This window comes from Tsuneonella troitsensis (assembly GCF_001441535.1).
Classification (GTDB): Bacteria; Pseudomonadota; Alphaproteobacteria; order Sphingomonadales; family Sphingomonadaceae; genus Tsuneonella; species Tsuneonella troitsensis.
Window position 1 is genome coordinate 330240 of sequence record NZ_LMAU01000004.1, and the last position, 21083, is coordinate 351322.

Genomic DNA, 21083 nt, shown 5'->3' on the forward strand with positions numbered 1-21083 from the left:
CCTAGCGGCCCGCGATCCAGGCGGGCAGGCCGAGGGCGATCAGTCCTCCGGCGACGATCATGCACATCAGGAACAGCCCGGTCCACGGCACCCAGCCCACGCGGTCGATCGCCGCGCGGCGCACGCGGCGCCGCTCCATCAGCAGGCAGCCGATCGCCAGCAGCAGGAAAGCCCCTCCGGTGATCACCGCCATTTCGGCATCGCTGGCGAACATCAGTTCATCGGGCAACTTCATGGCGGGCAATATGGGATGCGTTGCGCCCCCCGCCAGTGGGGGTATGGCGGCGGCGTGAGCCAGTCGCCCTCCGCCAATCCCTCGCAACAGGCCCAGCGTCCGCAGCTCGCCCTGCTCATCCGGCTCGGCGCGGCATTCGTGCTGACGATCATGCTGGTGTTCGTGAAGCTGGTGACCGAATCCGGCGTGACGCTGACCGAGACGCTGTTCTGGCGGCAACTGCCGACGGTGCCGGTGCTGCTGCTGTGGTTCGCGATGCGCCGTGAGTTGGGCACGCTGAAGACGCGGCGGCTGGGCGCGCACTTTCGCCGCGCGGCGCTGGGCCTGCTGGGCATGTTCCTGAACTTCGGCGCGGTGACCCTGCTTCCGCTGGCCGAGGCGACGACGCTGAATTTCACCACCGCGATCTGGGCGGTGATCCTGTCGGCGCTGATCCTGCGCGAGCGGGTGGGGCTGTGGCGCTGGTCGGCGGTGCTGCTGGGCTTTGCCGGGGTGATCGTGATCGCCCAGCCGGGGCAGGGGAACATTCCCCTGTTCGGCGCGGCGGTGGCGCTGGCGGCGGCGTTCACGATCGCGCTGATCTCGATCCAGATCCGCGACCTTTCGCGGACCGAGCCTTCGCTGACCATCGTGTTCTGGTTCTCCGCCTTCAGCCTGCCGCTGCTCGCGCTGGCGATGCCGTTCGTGGCCACCGCTCACACGCCGTACCAGTGGTCGCTGCTCGCCGGGCTCGGCCTGTTCGGGCTGCTCGGCCAGTTCCTGCTGACCGCCGCGCTGCGATACGGCGCGGTGGCGAGCGTGATCGTGATGGATTACTCGTCGCTGATCTGGGCGACCCTGCTGGGCTGGTGGGTCTTCGACCGGCTGCCGCCCGCCGCGACCTGGCTCGGCGCGCCGCTGATCGTCGCGGCCGGCCTCGTCATCGCGTGGCGCGAGCATCGCCTGTCGATCGAGCGTGCGCGATCGCTGGTGGGGGAGTAGGGAACCGGGGGAACGCAGGCGCGTTCAGCAACTCGACATTCAGCTTTACACATTCAGCCGCCCATCCATCCATTCGAAAAGGGAAATCGACCATGGCCAAGAAGCTGCTCATCGCCCTAGGTGCTGCCGCCATCACGCTCACCGCCACCGCCTGCAACACCGTGAAGGGTGTCGGCCGCGACATCGAGTCGGTCGGCGAAGCGGGCGACCGCGCGATCTAATTCACTGCGATAACCAAGCCCGCAAGGGTCGCAAGGAGCGCTCGTCGGCCTAGCCGGCGGGCGTTTTTCGTTTGCTGGTCCAGCCGCCCGCGCGCGCGCGCCGCTCGCGCACGATCAGCCAGGCGAGCAGGCCGAGCGGGCCCGCCATGAACGTGGCGACCAGGAACGGCGCCTGGAACACGCGGGAGAATCCCTTGGCGTCGGCATCGCGGGCGATCCACAGCCCGGCGAACAGGTCCAGCGCCAGGTAGTGCGTCCACCCGATCGCCACCCCCGCGTCGGTCGCGAAGATCGATCGCACGCCCTCTACCGTGGTGAAATCCACGCCCCCACCCCCGCCGCGCGTCAGGACCGTGACCAGGCCGACGGTGTAGAAGAGGCACAGCAGCGCCACCCCGGCATAGAGCACGCTCGCCAGCGCGAGCGGCTTGCGCGGCAGGGCGATCAGCACGACCCAAGCCGCGAGCGCGACGAGGTTCGCCAGGCTGAAGACCGCCTGCCACACGGGCGTTACGCCCCGCCCTGCTCGCTGCGCGTCGGCGGGCCGCCGGGCACCTCTGGCTCGCTCCACGCCAGCACCGGCTTGCGCGCGGCCAGCGTTTCGTCGAGCCGCCGCCGCGGGGCGTGAATCGGCGCGTTCTTCAGCGTTTCGTCACCCGCCCGGGCGCGCTCGGCAAGCGAACGCAGCGCGACGATCAGCTGGTCTAGTCCCGCCTTGCTCTCGGTCTCGGTCGGCTCGACGAGCATCGCGCCGTGGACCACCAGCGGGAAGTACATCGTCATCGGGTGGAAGCCCTCGTCGATCATGCCCTTCGCCAGGTCGAGGGTGGAGAGCCCGCCCGCGAACTCCTTGTCGCTGAACAGCGCCTCGTGCATGCACGGCCCGCTGTGACCGAACGGCGCGTCGAGCACGTCGTCCAGGCTGCGCAGCAGGTAGTTCGCGTTCAGCACCGCGTCGCCCGACACCTGCCGCAACCCGTCCGCTCCGTGGCTGAGGATGTAGGCGAGCGCGCGCGTGAACATGCCCATCTGGCCGTGGAACGCACTCATCCGGCCGAAAGTGTGCGGATGCTCGGCGCCGGCGTTTTCCTCCTCGATCAGGTCCACGGTGCCATCGGCGCGGCGCGCGGTGAACGGCAGCGGACCATACGGGCTCAGCGCCTCGCTCAGCACGACCGGGCCGGACCCGGGTCCGCCGCCGCCGTGCGGGGTGGAGAACGTCTTGTGCAGGTTGATGTGCATCGCATCGACGCCCAGGTCGCCCGGACGCACCCGGCCGACGATCGCGTTGAAGTTCGCCCCGTCGCAATAGACGTATCCGCCCACGGCATGGACGGCGTCGGAGATCGCCTTCATGTCGCGCTCGAACAAGCCGCAGGTGTTGGGGTTGGTAATCATCACCCCTGCAACGTCGGGGCCGAGCCGCGCCTTCAGCGCTTCCAGGTCCACCCTGCCCTCGCTCGTGGCGGGAATGTTCTCGACCCGGTAGCCCGCGAAAGCCGCGGTGGCCGGGTTTGTGCCGTGGGCGCTTTCGGGAACGAGGATGACCTCGCGCGCATCGCCCTTCGCCTCGAGCGCGGCGCGGATGCAGAGGATGCCGCACAGTTCGCCGTGCGCGCCCGCCTTCGGCGTCATCGCGACGCCGTGCATTCCGGTCAGTTCGATCAGCCAGAACGCCAGTTCGTTGATGACTTCCAGCGCGCCGCGAACGGTATCGACCGGCTGCAGCGGGTGCACGTCGAGGAAGCCCGGCATCCGCGCGACCTTTTCGTTCAGGCGCGGATTGTGCTTCATCGTGCAACTGCCGAGCGGGAATAGCCCCAGGTCGATCGCGTAGTTCTGGCGGCTGAGGCGCGTGTAGTGGCGCACGGTCTCGGGTTCGGACAGACCCGGCAGCCCGATCGGGGTGGACCTGGCAAGTCCGCCGAGGCGGTTGGCACCCCCAACGAAATCATCCGGCACGTCGGGCAGGTCGACACCGGTCGTCTCGAAAGTGCCGATCTCGAAAATCAGCGGCTCTTCGAGCATCAGGGCCTTGTTGCCCGTGGCGGTTCCGGCACCGCCGCGACGGTCGAGATTGAGTGCCGGCCGCCAGCCGCTCTTGTTCGGCGCGTTCATGCCAGCACCTCCTTCAGTGCGGAGCAGAGGATTTCGATGTCCTCCTCGGTCGTGGTTTCGGTTACCGCGATCACGAGGCCCTTCGACAGGGCTTCGACGCCGGGGAACAGACGGCCGAGCGACACACCGGCGAGGATTTTTCGATCTGCAAGAGTACGAACCACCGTGCGTGCATCGACCGGCAGCATCACCGTGAATTCGTTGAAGAACGCATCGTTCAGCACCGTGACGCCCGGAACCTGCGCCAGGCAATCGGCGGCCAGACAGGCAAGCCTGTGATTTTCCGCTGCAAGCCGGCGCAATCCGGCCTCCCCCAGCAGGGTGAGGTGAACGGTGAACGCCAGCGCACACAGGCCCGAATTGGTGCAGATGTTGCTGGTCGCCTTTTCGCGGCGAATGTGCTGTTCGCGGGTGGACAGCGTCAGGACGAAGCCGCGCTTGCCCTCTGCGTCGACCGTTTCGCCGCACAGCCGCCCCGGCATCTGCCGCACGTGCTTGGGATCGCGAACGGCGAAAAGCCCAAGATAAGGACCACCGAACTGCAGGCCGACGCCAATGGACTGGCCCTCGCCGACCACGATGTCCGCGCCCATCTCGCCCGGCGATCTGATCGCGCCGAGCGCCACCGGCTCGGTATTGACCGCAATCAGCAGCGCGCCCTTCGCATGCGCCGCCTCAGCGATCGGGGCCAGGTCGAATACGCGCCCCAGGATGTCGGGATACTGGACGACAACGCAGCTGGTCGTGTCGTCGATCCGTGCGATCAGCCCCTCGATGTCGGGTGCCCCCTGGATCGAAGGCAGTGCATCGGCGATCTCGTCGGCGGTGAACTTGGCCATCGTGCGGATCGTTTCGGCATAGTGCGGGTGCAATGCGCCCGACAGCACCACGCGATCGCGCTTCGTGACCCGTCCGGCCATCGCTACCGCTTCCCAGCAAGCCGTGGAGCCGTCGTACATCGAGGCGTTCGCGACCGCGCAGCCATAGAGGCGGGCGACCTGGCTCTGGAATTCGAACAGCATCTGCAGCGTGCCCTGCGCGATCTCGGGCTGGTACGGCGTGTAGGCCGTCAGGAACTCGCCGCGCTGGATCACGTGGTCGACGGTCGCCGGAACGTGGTGGCGATAGGCCCCCGCCCCGCAGAAGAAGGCCGCGTCCGCCGCGGCCAGGTTCTTCTTCGACAGGCGCCGCATGTGCTTTTCGACCGCCATCTCGCTGGCGTGCAGCGGCAGACCCGCGATCGGTCCGTCGAGGTGGAGTCCGTCCGGCACATCGACGAACAGCGCGTCGATCGACGGAGCGCCGATTACGTTGAGCATGGCCGAACGGTCGGCGTCGGTCAGGGGAAGATAGCGCATGGGATTTCCCGTCAGAGGGTGTCGCAGAATGCCTTGTAGGCGGCTTCGTCCATCAGCCCGTCGAGTTCGCCGACATCCGAGATCGTCAGCTTGAAGAACCAGCCGTCGCCCTCGGGCGCGGTGTTCACCAACGCGGGGTCGTCTTCCAGCGAAGGGTTGCCCTCGGTCACGGTGCCGCTGACGGGCGAATAGACGTCGCTCGCGGCCTTGACGCTCTCGACGACGGCCGCTTCCCCGCCCTTCGCCAGTGCGGTGCCCTCGGCGGGCACTTCGACGAACACGATGTCGCCGAGCTGCCCTTGCGCATAATCGGTGATGCCAACGGTGGCGGTATCGCCGTCGACTTCGACCCATTCGTGATCCTGGGTGAAATAGCGGGTCATTGGGTCGTTCCCTTGCGGCGGTATCGGTGTTGGACGAACGGCAGCGGGACCACCCGTGCGGGCAGCGGTTTGCCGCGGACTTCGATTTCGAGCGCGGTGCCTTCGGCGGCGTGGCCGACGTCGACATAGGCGACCGCGACGGGGTGGCCGAGCGTGGGCGAGAAGCCGCCGCTGGTGACGCTGCCGACCGCGTTGCTACCGGCGAACACTTCGGCCCCTTCGCGCGCGGCCTGCCGGCCGTCGAGCGCCAAGCCGACCCACTTGCGCGCGGTCCCTTCGGCGATTTCGCGCAGGATGCGGTCGGCTCCGGGAAAACCGCCCTCGATCCGTCGCCGCTTGTTGATGCCGAAAGTCAGCCCGGCCTCGATCGGCGACGTCTCGGGCGACAGGTCGTGGCCGTAGAGCGGAAGCCCCGCCTCGAGCCGCAGGGAATCGCGCGCGCCCAGTCCGATCGGCTTCACCTGGGGCTCGGCGCAAAGCAGATCGGCGACGGTCTCGGCCGCTTCGGCGGGGATCGAGATTTCGAACCCGTCCTCGCCGGTATAGCCCGATCGGCTGATCGTTGCCGGATGTCCGGCGATGGTGAAGGACCCGAATTGCATGAACGTCAGCGTGTCGAGCGAATGGTCGCCCACTGCATGGCGCGCCAGCGCCGTCGCAGCTTCCGGTCCCTGCAATGCGAGCAAGGCCTGATCGTCGAGGTGATTGAGGCCGATCTCGTCGGGCAGATGCTCGCGCAAGTGGCCGATGTCGTCCCACTTGGTCGCGCCGTTGACGACGAGATAGATCGCATCCGGCCAGCGCTGGACCATCAAGTCGTCGAGCACGCCGCCGTTGTCGTCGAGCAGCAGCGAATAGCGCTGCTGGCCGACCTTGAGGGTGGCGAGGTCGATCGGGAGCAGCGCCTCGATCGCGGCGTCTAGGCCCTCTCCCGTCAGCAGCAACTGGCCCATGTGGCTGACGTCGAACAGGCCCGCGTGGTTACGGGTCCATTCGTGTTCGGCCAGGATGCCCTCATACTGGATGGGCATGTCGTAGCCGGCGAACGGCACCATCCGTGCGCCGCGTGCGCGGTGCCAGCCGTCGAGCGGCAGGACTTCGGGTTCGATCTGCTCTTCGTCTTCGCTCACGCGCATATCCCGACAGCGCGGCCGATGCCCGGCTGGGACACCTCGAAACCGCTGCCCCCTCTGTCGGGAAACCTGAGAGTTTGGCCGGGCATTGCACCCGGCTTACACCGTCGGTGGCTCCGCCACCGCGGCGGAGCGCTTTCCAGAGTGTCGATAGCGGCACACGGTCCCTTGGCCTGAGAGTTTCCGGGGCGGTTGCTCCTTCGGCGCCGCGAGGGTTTCCCCCCGCAGGCTCTCCCATGTGCGCTTGCCGCGGAATCGCTTCTGCGGCCGACGACTGCGCGATGCTGCATCGCGGCGCGGCGGTCAATGGGCGATCGGAGGCAGCGTGTATTTCACTCCCACACGGACATTTCGCCCGGCCCGATTGCGCGGCTTTGGCGGCACGGATAGACGACGCGAATGACAGCAGCCCTCCCGCGCCAGCGCAATTCGATCATCGGCGACAGGGCACCGTATTTCTGGGCCGGATGCGCCGCGATCAGCGCGGGCGTGCTGCTCCACCTCCCCATGCTGGGCCATGCCCATCACATGGCTGGCAATCGGCTCGCCGGCATGCCGATGGATCCGTGGATGTACCTCGGCATGGCTCTCATCGCGCTGGGCGTTCCGCTCGCCTGCTGGGGCGCGTTGCCCGGGCAGCGCACCCCTCACGGCGATGCGGCCGGCACCAATTACGAGGCGCCCGACACGACCCCGCTCGGACGGTGGCACGCCGCCGTCCTTTTGGTGCTGACGATGGGTCTGGTGATCGACGTGATGAAGCCCGCCACGCTGGGCTTCGTATTGCCCGGCCTCACCGCAGAATACGGCATCCCGAAATCGACCGCCGCGTTTCTGCCGTTCGTCGCGCTGGCAGGGACGACCGTGGGCTCCTTCCTGTGGGGCTGGCTGGCCGACGTCTACGGCCGCCGGGTGTCGATCCTGTTGTCCACGATCCTGTTCGCGGCAACCGCGATCTGCGGTGCCATGCCGACATTCGGCTGGAACCTGGTCATGTGCTTCCTGATGGGCGCATCCGCGGGCGGGATGCTGCCGGTCGTCTACACCCTGCTTGCCGAAGTCATGCCGCCCCGGCACCGATCGTGGGTGCTGGTGCTGGTCGGCGGGACGGGCCTTGTGGGCGGATACCTTGCCGCCAGCGCCGCCGCGCATGCGTTCGAGCCCGAATACGGTTGGCGCGTGCTCTGGCTGCAGGGCTTCCCGAGTGCCTTGCTGTTGCTCGCACTGGCGCGCTTCATCCCCGAATCGCCGCGCTTCCTGGCCGAACAGGGTCGCACCGAAGAAATCGACCGGATGCGCGAGCGCTTCGGTATCGTGCCCATCCCCAGGGTCGAGGCGCCCGTCGATGCGCCCGTGGCGCACACGCGGCATTCCCGCCTTACCGCCGCGCTCGTGATCGCTGCGCTATCGTGGAGCTTCGTCAATTTCGGGCTGCTCCTGTGGTTGCCGACCGACTTGCAGGCGCGTGGGTACAGTTCGGAGATCGCCAGCGGAATCCTTGCCAGTTCGGCGCTTCTCGCCTTGCCCACCGTCGCGCTAGCAGCGTGGCTCTACAGTGCCTGGAGCAGCAAATGGACTTTGGTGGGCACCGTCGTGCTGACGTTGCTCGGCCTGGTCGGTGCCCTGCTGCCGGCCGGGATACTCGCATCGCCTCCCGTCCTGGTGACGGTCATCGCCATGCTGATCGTCGGGACCAACGGCATGATCGCGGCCCTCCTGCCGTATACGGCGGAAAACTACGCGCTCGGCGTGCGCGGAAGGGCAACCGGCCTCGTCGCGGGGAGCAGCAAGTTCGGCGGCGTCGCGGTACAGGGCCTAGCCCTGTTCGGGCTGATCCCGACCCTCGGCGGCGCGGCGCTCGCGCTGCTGGTGCCCATGGGCCTGTCGGCAGCGCTGATCGCCTGGGCGGGACGCGAAACCCGCGGCCGGAGCCTGCGCGAACTGGAGGCGTAGCGCGCGCCGCTAGTCGAGGTTCGGCCGCAGCCAGCGTTCGGCCTGCTCGATCGAGACCCCGCGCCGCGCGGCATAATCCTCGACCTGGTCGCTGCCGATCCGCGCCACACCGAAATACTGGCTTTCGGGGTGGCCGAAGTAGAACCCGCTCACCGCCGCGGTCGGCAGCATGGCGAAGCTTTCGGTCAGGGTCAGACCCGCGTTGCGCGGCGCGTCCAGCAAGTCGAAAAGGATCGGCTTCAGGCTGTGGTCGGGGCAGGCCGGATAGCCGGGCGCCGGACGGATGCCGCGGTATTCCTCTTTCACCAGCGCTTCGTTGGTGAGTTGTTCGCCCGGAGCATAGCCCCACAAATCGGTTCGGACGTGCAGGTGCAAACGCTCCGCGAACGCTTCGGCCAGGCGGTCCGCCAGGGCCTTGAGCAGGATGTCCGAATAGTCGTCCCGGTCGGCCTTGAAGCGCGCCGAGTGCGGCTCGATCCCGTGGATGCCGACCGCGAAGCCACCGATCCAGTCGCCTGCCGGATCGATGAAATCCGCCAGGCACATGTTCGCCCGGTCGCGGCTCTTCTTCACCTGCTGGCGGAGGAAGGGGAACAGGACGTGCCGCTCTTCCTCCACGAGGTGGACGGTCACGTCGTCCCCGTCGCGGGCGCAGGGCCACAGTCCGGCGACGCCCTTTGCCACGAGCCAGTTCTCCGCGATCATCTGGTCGAGCATCGCGTCGGCGTCCGCCTTGAGGCTCCGCGCGGTCTCGCCCACCACCTCGTCGTTCAGGATCGAGGGATAGTTGCCGTGCAGTTCCCATGCGCGGAAGAACGGCGTCCAGTCGATGTAGCCGCGCAAGTCCGCGAGCGACCATTCAGGAAAGGCGTGAACACCGGGCGCCACCGGAGGCGCCGGCTTGTCGGCGTAGTTGGGATCGTAGAAGTTCGCCCGCGCCTCCTCGAGCGTGAGCAGCACGCTCTGCGCCTTGCCCTCGCGCGCCTCGCGCACCTTGGCGTATTCGGCGGCGGTGTCGGCGACGAAATCGTCGCGCTGGGTGTCCGACAGCAGCCGGCTCGCCACGCCGACCGCTCGGCTGGCATCGAGCACGTGGACCACCGGCCCATCGTATTTGGGATCGATCCGCAGCGCGGTGTGGACCTTGCTCGTCGTCGCTCCGCCGATCAGCAGCGGCATGGTCATCCCGGCGCGGGCCATTTCCTCGGCCACGGTCACCATCTCGTCGAGCGAGGGCGTGATCAGACCCGACAGACCGATCATGTCGGCCTGCTGCTCCTTCGCCGTCTCGATGATTTTCGACCATGGGACCATGACGCCGAGGTCGATGACCTCGTATCCGTTGCACTGCAGGACCACGCCGACGATGTTCTTGCCGATGTCGTGGACGTCGCCCTTTACGGTCGCCATCACGATCCGGCCCTTCGACGTGTCGGCGAGGCCCGAGGCCTCCTTCTCCGCCTCGATGAACGGAATCAGGTGCGCCACCGCCTTTTTCATCACGCGCGCCGATTTTACCACCTGCGGAAGGAACATCTTGCCCGATCCGAAAAGGTCGCCGACCACGTTCATGCCGTCCATCAACGGCCCCTCGATCACCTCGATCGGCCGCGCGAAGGCTTGGCGCGCCTCCTCGGTATCCTCGACCACGAAGGCGTCCATGCCCTTTACCAAAGCATGTTCGATCCGCCGCGAGACGTCCCAGCCGCGCCATTCCTCGGCGGCCTTTTCGTCTTCCTTGGTCTTGCCCTTGTAGCTTTCGGCAAGGGCGATGAGCCGTTCGGTCGCCGATTCGAACTCGCTGCCCGCGGGGGGACGGCGCATGAGGATCACGTCCTCACACGCCTCGCGCAGCACGGGATCTATCTGGTCGTAGATGTCGAGCTGGCCGGCGTTGACGATGGCCATGTCGAGCCCGGCCGGGATCGCATGGTAGAGAAACACCGAATGCATCGCGCGGCGGACGGTTTCGTTGCCGCGGAAGCTGAAACTGAGGTTCGACAACCCGCCGGAAAAATGCGCGTGCGGGCACAATTGGCGCAAGGTCGCCACCGCCTCGATGAAATCGAGCGCATAACGATCGTGCTCCTCGATTCCGGTCGCGACGGCAAAGACGTTGGGATCGAAGATGATGTCTTCCGGCGGGAAACCGATGCCGGTCAGAAGGTCGTAGGCCCGCTTGCAGATTTCGACCTTGCGCTGCCTGGTATCGGCCTGCCCGGTTTCGTCGAAGGCCATGACGACGGCGGCCGCGCCGTAATCCATGCAAAGCCGCGCCTGTTCCAGGAACGCCGCTTCGCCTTCCTTCATGCTGATCGAGTTGACGATCGGCTTACCCGATACGCACTTGAGGCCGGCCTCGATAACCTCCCACTTGGAACTGTCGATCATCACCGGAACGCGGGCGATGTCGGGTTCCGCCGCGATCAATTTCAGGAACGTGGTCATGGCGTGGACCGCGTCTAGCAGCCCTTCGTCCATGTTGACGTCGATCACCTGCGCGCCGTTCTCGACCTGCTGGCGCGCGACTTCGACGGCGGCGGCGTAGTCTCCGGCCATGACGAGCTTCTTGAACGCCGCCGATCCGGTGACGTTGGTCCGCTCGCCGATATTGACGAAACGCGAGGATGCAGCGGCGTTCAATTGGAATTCCCGGATGTGGCTCAGGCGGCCAGCGTAAAGGGTTCAAGGCCGGCGAGGCGGGTGACGACAGGCGGTGTGGGCAATGCGCGCGGCGTCAGCGCCTTCACCGCGTCGGCGATCGCGCGGATATGCGCGGGGGTCGAACCGCAGCAGCCGCCCAGTACGTTGACCTGGCCGTGATCCGCCCACTCGCGCACGAATGCCGCCGTCTGGTCGGGCCGCTCGTCGTAGGCACCCAGTTCGTTCGGCAGGCCGGCGTTGGGATAGACCATGATCGGCACGTCGGCGATCGCCGCCAAGGCCTTCACGTGCGGCCGCAACTGGGTTGCGCCGAACGAGCAGTTGAGGCCGATCGTCAGCGGCTTTGCGTGGCGGACGGCGTGCCAGAACGCCTCGACCGTGTGACCGGACAGGTTGCGCCCCGACAGGTCGGTCAGCGTCATCGACAGCATGATCGGCACCTCGCGTCCCAGGGCGCGCTCGAGCAGCTTCACCGCCATGATCGCGGCCTTGGCGTTGAGCGTATCGAAGATCGTTTCGACCAGGATGAAGTCTGCCCCGCCCGCGACCAGCGCCTCGGCCTGCTCGCGATAGACGTCGACCAGCGTGTCCCAGTCGATCTCGCGATAGCCCGGGTCTTCGACGTCGGGCGACAGCGACAGCGTCTTGTTGGTCGGCCCGATCGCGCCTGCGACGAAACGGGGGCGCCCATCCTTTGCCGCGAACTCGTCGGCCAGTTTGCGCGCCAGCTTCGCGCTCTCGACATTGATATCGCGCACGAGGTGCTCCGCGCCATAATCGGCCTGGCTGATGCGGTTCGCCGAGAACGTGTTGGTCTCGGCGATATCGGCGCCCGCCTCGAAATAGGCGCGGTGGATCGATTCCGGCACCGACGGCTTGGTCAACGCGAGGATGTCGTTGTTGCCCTTCTGGTCGTGGCCGAGGTCGAGCGTTCCCGCATAATCGGCCTCGGACAGCTTCCAGTTCTGGATTTCGGTGCCGAACGCCCCGTCGGTGATGAGGATGCGCTTGGCGCACTCGGCGAGGAACTGTTCGCGCTTGGTCATGCCGGGTCTCCCGACGGGCGGCGACCGAGCAGGTGGCAGATCGCGTAGCTCAGTTCGGCCCGGTTGAGGGTGTAGAAATGGAAATTGCGTACGTCGCCGGCGTAGAGGCGGCGGCACAGTTCGGCCGCGACGGTCGCGGACACGAGCTGGCGTGCGGCAGGCCGCTCGTCGAGGCCGTCGAACAAACGTTCCATCCATGGGGGTATCGCCGTGCCGCACAGCCCGCTCATCCGCTGCACCGATGCGAAGCTCATCACCGGCATGATCCCGGGTACAATCTCGGCCTCGATCCCTGCGGCTGCAGCCTTGTCGCGGAAACGGAAGAAGCATTCCGGTTCGAAGAAGAACTGGGTGATCGCGCGGCTGGCACCGGCATCGACCTTGCGCTTGAGGTTGTCGAGATCGGCGACTTCGTCGGCGCTGTCGGGGTGCTTTTCAGGGTAGGCGCCGACCGAGATCTCGAACGGGGCGATCCGCTTGAGGCCCGCCACGAGTTCTGCGGCATTGGCATAGCCCTGCGGGTGCGGCGCATAGGCTGCTCCCGGTTCGGCAACGTCGCCGCGCAGCGCCACGATGTGCCGCACGCCGATGTCCCAGTATTCGCGAGCGATTGCATCAATCTCGTCCCGCGTCGCATCGACGCAGGTGAGGTGTGCGGCCGCGGGAATGCCCGTTTCGCGGATGATCCGTTCGACCGCCGCGTGCGTGCGTTCGCGGGTCGAGCCGCCCGCGCCATACGTCACCGACACGAACTCGGGACGCAAGGGGGCGAGCGTCTGGACGCTGTCCCACAAGGTCTCGGCCATCTTCTCGGTCTTGGGCGGGAAGAATTCGAAGCTGACGCCGATGTCGCCAGGAAGCGAGGCATAGAGCGGTTCGGCGTGAGCGATTTCGGCGTTCATCGTGTAGCTGCCCTGGTAGCGGAGGATCGGGTGCCGGCGGACTTTCGTCCGATCTGCGGCACGGCAGGCGCGATCCGCCGCCCGGTCCAGACCTTTACCGCCAGTTCGCCCCCGTCGACGGTTGCGCCCGGCTCGGCGACGAAGCCCTGCCGGCCCAGCATCGCTTCGATCTGGGCATCGTCGAAACCCAGCCGCGCATGGGCATGGGTGCGGCGCAGGTCCTCGCGGTCGTGTGCCGCCAGATCGACGATCGCTATGCGTCCACCCTCGCGGCATACCCGAGCGGCCTCTGCCAAGGCGTAGTCGGGCTGGTGCGCGTAGTGCAGCACCTGGTGAAACACGACGGTGTCGAAGCTTTGCGCAGCGAACGGAAGCGCGGCAAAATCGCCCTGGATAAGCTCCACACGGCCAGTCGGCAGGTTCTGCAGACGCGCCCTTGCAAGGCGAAGCATCTCGGGGCTCTTGTCCAACCCGGTGACATGCGACGAAGCAGGCTCGAGAAGTTCGGCGATCCGGCCGGTACCCGTGCCGATATCGAGCAATTCGCCCAGGCCATCTCCGCCGAGCGTGGCGAGCAAAGCCGCCTCGACCGCCTCGGCCGGGGCGAGCAGTGCGCGCAGCCGGTCCCATTCGCCGGCATGGCGGGCGAAGAATTCGGCCGCGCTCGCCTCGCGTGCCTCACGGATAGCGGCGAGGTGCCGGCGATCGTCGGCGCAGGTGCGCGCGAAGCTTTCGTCCTCTTCTTCCGCGGCGGCGAGCAAACGCGCGACTGCGCGCGAAACCTGTTCCCCCGCAGCGACGGACTGACGCAGGAACACCCAGCTTCCTTCGCGTCGCCGTTCGGCAAGACCCGAATCCGCCAGGATCGCGACGTGCCGCGAAACGCGCGGCTGGCTTTGCCCGAGGACGTGCGCAAGCTCGCCCACGGCAAGCTCCATCGTTCCGATCAACCGCATGATGCGGAGCCGCGTGGAATCGCTTAGCGCGCGCATGATCGCTTCGATTGTCATTCGACATATAAAGGTATCTTTATATCCGAATGTCAACCGTATTCGCTATTCGAAATGCCCTGGATTTCCCAGCCTCATGTCAATCGCACAGAGCACGAAAGCCCGGGTAGGTCGGCTGGTCGACTTGCAGCTTGGCGATAGCGGTGCGGATCAGGTGGTCCGTGACCGCGTCATCGTGAAGATCGAGCGTTCCCTCGCGCAGCGCCGTTGCCAGCGCCCAATTGAGGGTGGGCAGATCGTCCTCCCCGCCCAATAGTTCGCCCAACCGGGCTCGTTCCTCTGCGGCCAGGATCGGACCCAACTCGCGCTCTCGCCGGGCGATGCCGAGGGCGTTTTCCGCGACCTTCTCGGCGAAAGCCGACGTCTGCCCCGCACCGCGAGCCTTGCGCACCTCGTCCTCGATCAGCCGGGCCGGCGGATCATCCAGCATGTACGGTCTCCCAGGCCGGGTGGTCCGCGGCGAGCATTCGCATCAGGTCGAATTCGGTTTCCGAAGCGCGGCGCGCGATCACCGCGCCTTCGACGCTGCGCGCGCCGTCCATGAACGCCTTGGCGGCACCGGCGCACATCACGCCCCAGTTCATCGTCTGGAACACCTCCCACCAGTGGAGAGCGCCCGGATCGACCGGGGTGCCGCCAGCCGCCTCGTAGCCGGCGAGCAGGTCCTCGCGCGCACCGAAACCGCCCACGGGAAGATCGGGCCGCTGGAATCGCCAGCTCGGCACGCACAGCCACGCGAGGTCGTATTCGGGCGGGCCGACGTGCGCCAGTTCCCAATCGAGCACGGCGACAAGACCTTTCGGCCCGACCACCAGGTTGCCGGTGCGAAAGTCGCCGTGCAGCAGAACGCGCGTCGCTTCGTTGGGCATCGCGGAGCGCAGCCAGCGCAGCGCGTATTCGAAGACCGGGCGGTCCTGCCCCGTCTGCCGGTGTCGCGCCTCCAGCGCATCGAGCGCCTCGACCGGTCCCTGCGAGCGGAGGCCGAGCGCTTCGTGTCCCTTCACCCCATGCAGCCGGGCAAGCACCTCGCCGCAGGTCCGGGCGAGCCCGGCGCGGGCAGCGGCCAGTTCGGGCAGGCGCAAAACGCGGCTGCCCACGGTCTCACCCGCAACCTGCTCCATCGCGTAGCCGTCGCCCGCCGGCGAGCTTTCGGGCAGTTCGAACGCCACCTGCGGCACCGGAACCCCGGCGGCGTCGGCCAGCCGCACCAGCGCCGCCTCGGCGGCAACGCTCGGCAGACCCTGCGTCGAACGCGGGCGGCCCGGCGGTTGGCGCCTGAGCACCAGCGCGCGCCGCTCCCCGCGCTCCAGCACAAGGTCGAACCGCCACATGTCCTTGCTGGCACCGCCGCCGAGCCTGGCAAGGTTCTCGACCGCGAGAGCGGCCATCCCGGAATCGCGCGCCGCCTGCAGCAAGGCCAGACCGTCGACCGGCGCGACGCCTGCGCTGCCGAGGGCGGCGGGCGGCGGCGGGGAAGCGGTATCTGCCATGCCGCACACCTTGCGTAATTTCCGCGTCCGGTCCACCCGTCGGGAAGAGGAGACTGGCATGGATTTCACCGTTCCGCGCGAAATCGAGGACTACTACGCCGACCTCGATCGGTTCATCGAAGCCGAGATCGAGCCGCTCGTCGCGGCGGACGACAACGTGCGTTTCTTCGACCACCGGCGCGAACACGCGCGGACCGATTGGGATCGCGGGGGCTTGCCGCGGCACGACTGGGAAGACCTTTTGCGTGCCGCGCGCAAGGCGGCGGACAAGGCCGGCCACTGGCGCTTTTCGGCACCGAAGACATACGGCGGGCAGGACGGGTCGAACCTCGCGATGGCGGTCATCCGCGATCGCTTCGCCCAGCGCGGCCTGGGCCTGCACAACGACCTGCAGAACGAGCATTCGATCGTCGGCAACTTCCCGTTCGTCGCGATGTTCGAGACGTTCGGCACCGAGGAGCAGAAACAGGAATACATTCTCGGCGGGTTCGAAGGCACGCGCCGGGTCGCCTTCGGCCTGACCGAGCCGGACCACGGATCGGACGCGACGTGGATGGAAACCCGCGCGGTGCGCGAGACCCGCGACGGCGTCTCCGGCTGGCGCATCGACGGGCAGAAGATGTGGATCACCGGGATGCACGTCGCCACTCATTGCGCCACGTTCGCACGCACGAGCGGGGCGGACGGCGACGCGCGCGGGATCACCTGTTTCCTCGTCCCCAATCCCACCCCCGGCCTCGAAATCGAGGAATGGATGTGGACGTTCAACATGCCCACCGACCACCCCCGCCTGTCGCTCACCGACGTCTGGGTACCGGACAGCGCAATGCTGGGCGCCGAGGGTCGCGGCCTCGCGCTGGCGCAGAGCTTCGTTCACCAGAACCGCATCCGGCAGGCTGCATCGAGCCTGGGCGCGGCGACGTTCTGCATCGAGGAGAGCGTGCGCTATGCCCGTGCCCGCAAGCCGTTCGGTGAAGAGCTGGCACGGAACCAGGGCATCCAGTTCCCGCTGGTGGAACTGGCCACCCAGTGCGAAATGCTGCGCCTGCTGATCTACAAGACCGCGTGGGAGATGGACAACATGCCCCACGAGGACATCGAGCGGATGATCTCCGACAAGGTATCGATGTGCAATTACTGGGCGAACCGCCTGGTGTGCGAGGCCGCCGACCGCGCCATGCAGGTGCATGGAGGGATCGGGTACTCGCGCCACAAGCCCTTCGAACATATCTATCGCCACCACCGCCGCTACCGGATCACCGAAGGCGCGGAGGAGATCCAGATGCGCAAGGTCGGGGCCTACCTGTTCGGCTATCTCGGCCCGCGAAAAGGGAAATACGGTTGAGCCAACGCCTGCGATATTTTCCCACCCTCGCTGTCCTTTTAGCATCTGCTGCCCCGCTTGCCGCCCAGGAGCCGGCACCGGAAGACGAAGGCGCGGAAGAGGCCGAAATCGTGGTCACCGGCACGGGCCTGCCCGATACGCCGGCCGCGTCGGCTTACGGCACGCAGGTGATCGACCGCGAGCGGTTGACGACGGTGGCATCGGGCCGGATCGAGGATGCGCTGGCATCGGTCGCGGGCTTCCAGCAGTTCCGGCGATCCGACAGCCGGTCGGCCAACCCAAGCGCACAAGGGGCCACCCTGAGGGCGCTGGGCGGCAACGCTTCGAGCAGGGCGCTGGTCCTGCTCGACGGCGTGCCGCTCGCCGATCCGTTCTTCGGGCACCTGCCTTTCAGCGCGATCGCGCCCGAGCGGCTGGCGAGCGCGCGGGTAACGCGGGGTGGGGGATCGGGGCCGTTCGGCGCGGGCGCCCTCGCCGGCACGATCGAGCTTGCCAGCGCGGGAGCGGCCGACTTGGGTTCGGTCAGCGGCAGCGCGCTCGTCAACGACCGGGGCGAAAGCGAAGCGAGCGCCACGCTGGCCGCGCCGCTGGGCGAGGGCTTCGCAAGCGTTTCCGGTCGCTGGGACCGGGGCCAGGGTTTCTGGACCACGCCCGAGGCCCAGCGCGTCCCCGCCAGCGTGCGCGCGGCTTACGACGCGTGGTCGGTCGAGGCGCGCGGCGTGGCACCGATCGGGAGTGCGATCGAACTGCAGGCGCGGATGAGCGCCTGGCACGATGCGCGCACCCTGCGCTTCGCCGGGGCGGACAGCACGACCGAGGGGCAGGACGCGTCGGTTCGGCTCGTCGGTCGCGGCGCATGGCAGTTCGATGCACTGGCCCATGTCCAGTCGCGCAATTTCACGAACGTCGTCGTGAGCTCGACCCGCTTCGTGCCCACGCTCGACCAGCGAAACACCCCGGCGACCGGTATCGGCGGGAAGATCGAAGTGCGCCCGCCGGTCGGCGATGACAGCGTGCTCAGGCTTGGGATGGACTACCGCCGCGCATTGGGGACGCTCTACGAGGACGCGATCTCGACCGCCACCGGCGCGGTGACCGAGCGCCGCACGGCCGGGGGGACGAACGACGACCTCGGCCTGTTCGCCGAACTCGATCGGACGATCGGGCAGCTGGTGTTGACCGGAGGGGTTCGGGCAGACCGGTTCACGATCCGCGACGGGTTCTACCGGGCAGGCACCGCCGCGGGGGCGGCGATCACCGACGAGCGCTATCCGGATCGCGCGGGATGGGAAACCTCGGTGAGAGGCGGCGCAGCCTTCGATGCGGGCGGCGGCCTGCGGCTTCGCGCGGCGGGCTACACCGGCCTGCGCCTGCCGACCCTCAACGAACTCTATCGTCCGTTCGTGGTCTTCCCGGTGACGACGCAGGCCAACGCCGCCCTGCGCAACGAACGGCTCGAAGGGTTTGAAGCCGGGATCGACTACGCGCCCTCGCCCGCCATCGAGGTGTCCCTCACCGCATTCGACGACCGCGTGAGCGATGCGATCGCCAACGTGACGGTGGGCCCGAACCTGCGCCAGCGGCAGAACATCGATGCGATCCGGGCGCGCGGGATCGAGGCGTCGGCCGGGGTCGGCATAGGCCCGGTGCGGCTCGACGGTTCGCTCGCCTGGACCGACGCAGAGGCGCGCGGAACCGGGATGGCGGCGGCACTCGACGGTCTGCGACCCGCGCAGACGCCCCGCATCGCGGCGTCGGCGACCCTTGGCTGGAGACCGGGCGAGCGGTGGCTGCTCTCCGCGACGCTGCGGCACGTCGGCGCACAGTTCGAGGACGATCTGGAAAGCGATGTGCTGCCGGCAGCGACCACGCTGGATGCCTATGCCCAGTTGCCGCTGGGAAGCCGGCTCGCGGTGGTCATGCGCGGCGAAAACCTGACCGACGAGAATGTGGTGACCCGCAACCAGAGCGGCTCGATCGACCTCGGCGCGCCCCGGACACTCTGGATCGGCCTGAAGCTCGGCCGCTAGACCTCGAAAGCGGTATTCGCGATCGACAGAGCGCCGCCGCACGCGCTGCAGCTCGGCGCGAGGTCGAGCGAATGGCCGCAGGTCCGGTGCGTCAGCAGCAGCGGCGGCCCCTTGTCATCGGCGAACCAGGCGTCGCCCCACTGCAAAAGAGCGAGCAGCACGGGATAAAGGTCGCGGCCCTTGCGTGTCAGGCGATATTCGAAGCGATCCTGGTGTGCGGAATAGGGGACGGCCCTGATGATGTCCTGCGCCAGCAGGCGTTCGATCCGTCCCGCGAGGATGTTCGTCGCCATCAGCGTATCGCGCTGGATGTCGTCGAAGCGATGGATGCCGGTGAAGCACGCGCGCACGACCAGCGTCGCCCACCGGTCGCCGAACAGTTCAATCACCGAATCGACCATCGTGCGATTGCCCCGCTTGGCGCTGGCGGCGGCAGTCTGTTGCCGGCGGCGGGTGTAGGCAGGGGTAACCTGCGCCAGGCCCGGGCCCGGGGCCCAGTCCACCTCGCGCGGGTCGATCTCGCGATGGCAGGCGCTGCAGTTCGGAACGGGCTCCATCGCATGGCCGCAATCGCGATGCACCAGCCGGACGCTGAAACCGCGGCCCGCCGGTTCCCACCGGTGCTGCCAGCGCAGGATCATCAGCGCGACCGGGAACAGGGTCCGACCCATTCCGGTCAATGCATAGCCCTTCTGGCGCTGGGCGGCCTTGGCCAGCACGCCCGCTTCGACCAGCTTGGTCAGCCGGTTGCTGACCACCGATCGTGCCAGTCCGGTCCCCTCGACGAACTCGTCGAAACGGTGCTGGCCGAGGAACGCCTGCTCGAGGATCAGCAACACGGGCACGTCGCCCACCACGTCGAGCGCGCGCCAGATCGAGCAGGCCCGGATGGTCTGGTGGATCACGGCTGCTGCATCAGCCTCTCGGCCATCGCCTGATAGGCGGGCAACGAGATCGCATCGAACCGCGCGTTGGACGCCGATGGATTGGACGCGAACCGCACGATGACCATCTCGGCCCTGGGATCGATGTAGATCGCCTGGCCGTGGATGCCGCGTGCCGTGTAGGCCCCGTGCGCGTTGTGGGAGACCCACCACTGGCTCTTGTAGCTCCAGCCAGGCAGCGTGCCGTATCCGGCCTTGGCGAAATCCGCCTTGCTTGCGCCGCCCGCGATCTTCTCGACGACGGCGACGGGGACGATCTGCTGTCCGTTGAACCGTCCGCCCTGCCGCATCATCTCGCCGAAGCGGGCCATGTCGCGCAGCGTCAGGTTGAGGCCCCCTGCGGTGAAGGGCGCGCCGGCCGTGTCGACGACGATATCGGCATCGTGATCGGCGCCGAGTTTCGACCAGATGCGCTCGCTCAGCACGGCGTGCGCGCGTTTGCCGGTGACCCTGGCGATGATCCAGCTGAGGACTTCGGTGTTGACCGAGCGATAGGTGAAACCCTCTCCGTGCCGACCGGACTTCGCGATGGTCGGCAGGTAATCGTACGATGCGCGCGGGCCGTCGTATCCCGGAGGCGCAGGAGATACTCCGGCCGCGACCGCGAACCGCGCGATGCCCGACTGCGGATCGGTGTAGACTTCGGAAAAATCGAGCGCCGTGGTCATGTCGAGCACTTGGCGCACCGTCGCATCGCCGAAACCGCTGGCGGCCAGTTCCGGCACGTAACGGCTGACGGGCGCCTGTTCGTCGACCAGCCCTTCGGCGATGAGCATTTCCATGAGCGTGCCGACATAGGATTTGGTCACGGAAAAGGCGATGTGCGGCTGATCGGGGTCCATCACGCCCGCGTACCGTTCGTAGACGATGCGCCCCTTGTGCAGCACGAGCACTGCATCGCCGTAGACATCCTCGAACGCCTTGGCCCAGGTCATCGTGCCGGTCCCGCCCAGCGGGGTGAATGTCACCGCATCGAGGTCGTCGCGCAATGCGACCGGCAGGTTCGCCACCGGCCCGGTTCCCCGCGATACCCGCGCGGTCGGCGCCAGCTCGCGGATATGCGCGAACGACCACCGGGTCTTGGGGAACTGGCTGCTGCCCCCGTCGCGGAACAGTACGCGCTTGTCCGGTGGCGGCGGGCTGCCTTCCATCCAGCCCATCGCCGCGGGGTCGCTTTCGGCGGGGCTGGCCGGCGCCTGCTGCGCCAGCACCGGGCAGGCGCACAGGGCCATGACAGCCGAAAGCAGTGCCGGATAGATTGCCCTCATCC

The 21083-nt window shown here is 67.5% G+C and carries 19 protein-coding genes and 1 riboswitch; of the genes, 5 read left to right on the top strand and 14 right to left on the bottom strand.

Features of this window, described 5'->3' with window-relative positions; genetic code table 11:
* Window position 1: 1 nt before the first annotated feature.
* On the bottom strand, window positions 2-235 hold the full coding sequence (locus tag AR323_RS11335) for a hypothetical protein (RefSeq protein ID WP_057884067.1): 234 nt from the start codon (window positions 233-235) through the stop codon (window positions 2-4).
* Window positions 236-289: 54 nt separating this feature from the next.
* Between AR323_RS11335 and AR323_RS11340 the strand changes: the two genes are divergently transcribed.
* Together AR323_RS11340 and AR323_RS11345 are read left to right on the top strand one after the other, a co-directional pair.
* Complete coding sequence (locus tag AR323_RS11340) at window positions 290-1216, top strand: DMT family transporter (RefSeq protein ID WP_057884068.1); 927 nt, start codon at window positions 290-292, stop codon at window positions 1214-1216.
* A gap of 92 nt (window positions 1217-1308) precedes the next feature.
* The gene (locus tag AR323_RS11345; protein ID WP_057884069.1) at window positions 1309-1437 is read left to right on the top strand and encodes an entericidin A/B family lipoprotein; all 129 of its coding nucleotides are present in this window, start codon (window positions 1309-1311) and stop codon (window positions 1435-1437) included.
* 49 nt (window positions 1438-1486) lie between these two features.
* Here AR323_RS11345 and AR323_RS11350 read toward each other — a convergent pair whose 3' ends face one another.
* The 5 genes from AR323_RS11350 to gcvT are packed head-to-tail and all read right to left on the bottom strand — an operon-like array spanning window position 1487 to window position 6432.
* On the bottom strand, window positions 1487-1942 hold the full coding sequence (locus AR323_RS11350; RefSeq protein ID WP_057884070.1) for an ABA4-like family protein: 456 nt from the start codon (window positions 1940-1942) through the stop codon (window positions 1487-1489).
* A gap of 5 nt (window positions 1943-1947) precedes the next feature.
* Window positions 1948-3555: an aminomethyl-transferring glycine dehydrogenase subunit GcvPB gene (gene gcvPB / locus AR323_RS11355; protein WP_057884071.1), complete on the bottom strand. Its 1608-nt coding sequence runs from the start codon at window positions 3553-3555 to the stop codon at window positions 1948-1950.
* The gene (gene gcvPA / locus AR323_RS11360; protein WP_057884072.1) at window positions 3552-4913 is read right to left on the bottom strand and encodes an aminomethyl-transferring glycine dehydrogenase subunit GcvPA; all 1362 of its coding nucleotides are present in this window, start codon (window positions 4911-4913) and stop codon (window positions 3552-3554) included. Before gcvPA ends, gcvPB begins: the two co-directional genes overlap by 4 nt.
* An 11-nt stretch (window positions 4914-4924) precedes the next feature.
* Window positions 4925-5296: a glycine cleavage system protein GcvH gene (gene gcvH, locus AR323_RS11365; RefSeq protein WP_057884073.1), complete on the bottom strand. Its 372-nt coding sequence runs from the start codon at window positions 5294-5296 to the stop codon at window positions 4925-4927.
* Window positions 5293-6432 (bottom strand): glycine cleavage system aminomethyltransferase GcvT, encoded by a 1140-nt coding sequence (gene gcvT / locus AR323_RS11370; RefSeq protein ID WP_083495378.1) that lies wholly within the window; start codon window positions 6430-6432, stop codon window positions 5293-5295. The genes gcvH and gcvT overlap by 4 nt, the downstream gene beginning before the upstream one ends.
* Before the next feature lie 148 nt (window positions 6433-6580).
* Window positions 6581-6676: riboswitch (glycine riboswitch) on the bottom strand.
* Window positions 6677-6828: 152 nt separating this feature from the next.
* Here gcvT and AR323_RS11375 point away from each other — a divergent pair.
* Entirely contained in the window at window positions 6829-8382 is a 1554-nt protein-coding gene (locus AR323_RS11375) for an MFS transporter (protein ID WP_057884074.1), read from the top strand.
* A gap of 9 nt (window positions 8383-8391) precedes the next feature.
* Here the strand turns inward: AR323_RS11375 and metH are convergent, their stop codons facing one another.
* The 6 genes from metH to AR323_RS11405 form a co-directional block, all read right to left on the bottom strand.
* The gene (gene metH / locus AR323_RS11380; protein WP_057884075.1) at window positions 8392-11025 is read right to left on the bottom strand and encodes a methionine synthase; all 2634 of its coding nucleotides are present in this window, start codon (window positions 11023-11025) and stop codon (window positions 8392-8394) included.
* Window positions 11026-11045: 20 nt separating this feature from the next.
* Window positions 11046-12092: a homocysteine S-methyltransferase family protein gene (locus tag AR323_RS11385; protein WP_057884076.1), complete on the bottom strand. Its 1047-nt coding sequence runs from the start codon at window positions 12090-12092 to the stop codon at window positions 11046-11048.
* The gene (metF, locus tag AR323_RS11390) at window positions 12089-12994 is read right to left on the bottom strand and encodes a methylenetetrahydrofolate reductase [NAD(P)H] (protein ID WP_057884077.1); all 906 of its coding nucleotides are present in this window, start codon (window positions 12992-12994) and stop codon (window positions 12089-12091) included. The genes AR323_RS11385 and metF overlap by 4 nt, the downstream gene beginning before the upstream one ends.
* Window positions 12991-14004 carry an ArsR/SmtB family transcription factor gene (locus AR323_RS11395; RefSeq protein WP_057884078.1) on the bottom strand — a complete coding sequence of 338 codons (1014 nt, stop codon included), beginning with the start codon at window positions 14002-14004 and terminating at the stop codon, window positions 12991-12993. Before AR323_RS11395 ends, metF begins: the two co-directional genes overlap by 4 nt.
* 79 nt (window positions 14005-14083) lie before the next feature.
* A complete protein-coding gene (locus AR323_RS11400) occupies window positions 14084-14434 on the bottom strand; it encodes a DUF6285 domain-containing protein (RefSeq protein ID WP_057884079.1) in 351 nt (116 codons plus the stop codon).
* Window positions 14424-15494 (bottom strand): phosphotransferase family protein, encoded by a 1071-nt coding sequence (locus AR323_RS11405; protein WP_057884080.1) that lies wholly within the window; start codon window positions 15492-15494, stop codon window positions 14424-14426. The genes AR323_RS11400 and AR323_RS11405 overlap by 11 nt, the downstream gene beginning before the upstream one ends.
* 58 nt (window positions 15495-15552) lie before the next feature.
* Between AR323_RS11405 and AR323_RS11410 the strand changes: the two genes are divergently transcribed.
* Together AR323_RS11410 and AR323_RS11415 are read left to right on the top strand one after the other, a co-directional pair.
* Window positions 15553-16839: an acyl-CoA dehydrogenase family protein gene (locus AR323_RS11410; protein ID WP_057884081.1), complete on the top strand. Its 1287-nt coding sequence runs from the start codon at window positions 15553-15555 to the stop codon at window positions 16837-16839.
* Window positions 16836-18869: a TonB-dependent receptor plug domain-containing protein gene (locus AR323_RS11415; RefSeq protein WP_057884082.1), complete on the top strand. Its 2034-nt coding sequence runs from the start codon at window positions 16836-16838 to the stop codon at window positions 18867-18869. The genes AR323_RS11410 and AR323_RS11415 overlap by 4 nt, the downstream gene beginning before the upstream one ends.
* On the opposite strand, the gene AR323_RS11420 is transcribed toward AR323_RS11415, so the two are convergent.
* Together AR323_RS11420 and AR323_RS11425 are read right to left on the bottom strand one after the other, a co-directional pair.
* Window positions 18866-19774, bottom strand: a complete 909-nt coding sequence (locus tag AR323_RS11420; RefSeq protein WP_057884083.1) for a winged helix-turn-helix transcriptional regulator — start codon at window positions 19772-19774, stop codon at window positions 18866-18868. The two genes, AR323_RS11415 and AR323_RS11420, sit on opposite strands and share 4 nt — an antisense overlap.
* Window positions 19771-21081 carry a serine hydrolase domain-containing protein gene (locus AR323_RS11425; protein ID WP_057884084.1) on the bottom strand — a complete coding sequence of 437 codons (1311 nt, stop codon included), beginning with the start codon at window positions 21079-21081 and terminating at the stop codon, window positions 19771-19773. The genes AR323_RS11420 and AR323_RS11425 overlap by 4 nt, the downstream gene beginning before the upstream one ends.
* Window positions 21082-21083 lie beyond the last annotated feature (2 nt).